The sequence below is a fragment of the Hydrogenimonas thermophila genome (genome assembly GCF_900115615.1).
Taxonomy (GTDB): Bacteria; Campylobacterota; Campylobacteria; order Campylobacterales; family Hydrogenimonadaceae; genus Hydrogenimonas; species Hydrogenimonas thermophila.
In genome coordinates this window covers 1-1,740 of the sequence record NZ_FOXB01000082.1, presented here as the reverse complement: position 1 = coordinate 1,740, position 1,740 = coordinate 1, and the positions used below count along the sequence as shown (strand labels likewise).

Below are 1,740 nucleotides of genomic sequence, written 5' to 3'. Positions count from 1 at the left end.
CTATAATACATTTATAACTTCTCATCACTCAAAAGAGGATGAAAAAGTTATAAAAGTTGTGTTAGCATAAAGACAGTTGTGTTAGCTGCTTTTTGCAATTCACAGTCAATGGCACAAATTAAAGATCTGTTTGTCCTTGTCAGAAGATGACCCAACAAAGCCTATCTAATTTGGGCTAGCTAACTCACCTATGAAACGCTATTGGAGAGCTTATGTTCTACCGTTCTATAGAGTTAGGAGGCTGTGAGCACAACCCAAATATCAAGCAATCAAGAAGGAGTTATGTTTTATGTACTATGTTGGCATAGATATTGCAAAGAAAAGTCATGTTGCTTGTATTATGAGAGAGGATAACTCACTAGAGGTTAATCCATTCTCTTTTGCCTCTTCTATAGAGGGTTTTTCAAAGCTTACTGCAATTTTAAGTTCTCTTGCTTGTGCTAAAGATGATGTGCTTATTGGAATGGAAGCTACTGGAATGCTTTTCGATAATCTATATCGTCATCTAAAATCTATTGGGTATCGTGTGGTATTATTAAACCCTTATCAAACTGCAAAGTTTAGAGAGATGGACACGATGAAAAGAGTTAAAAATGACAATATAGATGCAAAGATGATAGCTGCTTTAATTAAAAGCGGTAGGTTTAGCGAAGGCTATGTTAATGAGGATGAGCTTCAATCTCTTCGCTCTTTATATAGACACTTTAACTCATTACAAGATCAGCTAAAGTCTATAAAAAGACAGACTCAATCTATTATCACTGTTACCTTTCCTGAACTTGAAGAGGTTATAGGTGATCTTTTTAGTGTATCTGCTCTTGCACTTTTACAAAAGTATCCAACTGCTAAGCATTACCACAAAGCAAGCGTAGATAGAATCTTAAAAACATTTAGAAACATTAAAGGCAATAACTTCAATGAAGATAAAGCCTCTAAGATTCTTAAGCTTGCTAAAGAGAGTATCTATTCAGGTGTTGGCAAAGATGGATATGAAATAACCATTCGCTCAAATATCACTCTTATTTACTCGTTGCAAAAGCAGATTGAGACAATTGAATCTGCAATGCTCTCTTTGTTTGAGAAAAAAGAGCAAAAAGCAACCAACGAAGAGCAAGAATCAATGAGTGAATTGATTGATAATCTTAGAACTATACCAGGAGTGTCTGATAAGACAATCTTAGCCCTACTTGCAGAGTGTGGTAATCTTGATAGATTTCATAGTGCAAAAGCTCTTGTTGGGTATCTTGGTTTATATCCTACGCTTGAACAATCAGGCGATAGCACCAAACATAAGCATTTAGCCAAAAGAGGTGCAAGATTAGCCAAAAAGGCAATCTATCTTGCAAGTATTGCTGCTGTTAGGCATAATGACGAGTTAAGGCAAGTCTATATCAACTACCGCTCAAAAGGCAGAGCTAAAAAAGAAGCACTCATTATTACGGCAAGAAAACTATTGCAGATTATCTATGCAATCTATGTGCATAATACACCTTATGATCCTAAGAGAGTATTTGTTGCACAACCAACAAAATAGATAGCACTTCCTCTTGATTGTATTTGTGCCATTGACAATGAATTGTTAAAGAGCTAACACAACAACAAAAATCAAACTATATCGGCTCTATTAAACTACAAGCCGATACCTTGTTAGTGTTATTGATGAAACTTATGTTTCATCATCAAAACACTTCGCAGTTTTGAAGTGTTTTAAAAATGAAACAAAAAGGTATGTTTTTTTTT

1 protein-coding gene is annotated in these 1,740 nt (G+C 34.9%); it reads left to right on the top strand.

Annotation, left to right across the window (positions count from 1 at the left end; translation table 11 throughout):
- The first annotated feature begins 289 nt into the window (after positions 1 to 289).
- The gene (locus BM227_RS12520; RefSeq protein WP_092914346.1) at positions 290 to 1,534 is read left to right on the top strand and encodes an IS110 family RNA-guided transposase; all 1,245 of its coding nucleotides are present in this window, start codon (positions 290 to 292) and stop codon (positions 1,532 to 1,534) included.
- Positions 1,535 to 1,740 lie beyond the last annotated feature (206 nt).

Excerpts from the sequence above, each read along its gene's own strand:
- BM227_RS12520 (WP_092914346.1), top strand. The coding sequence starts at position 290 with ATGTACTATGTTGGCATAGATATTGCAAAGAAAAGTCATGTTGCTTGT.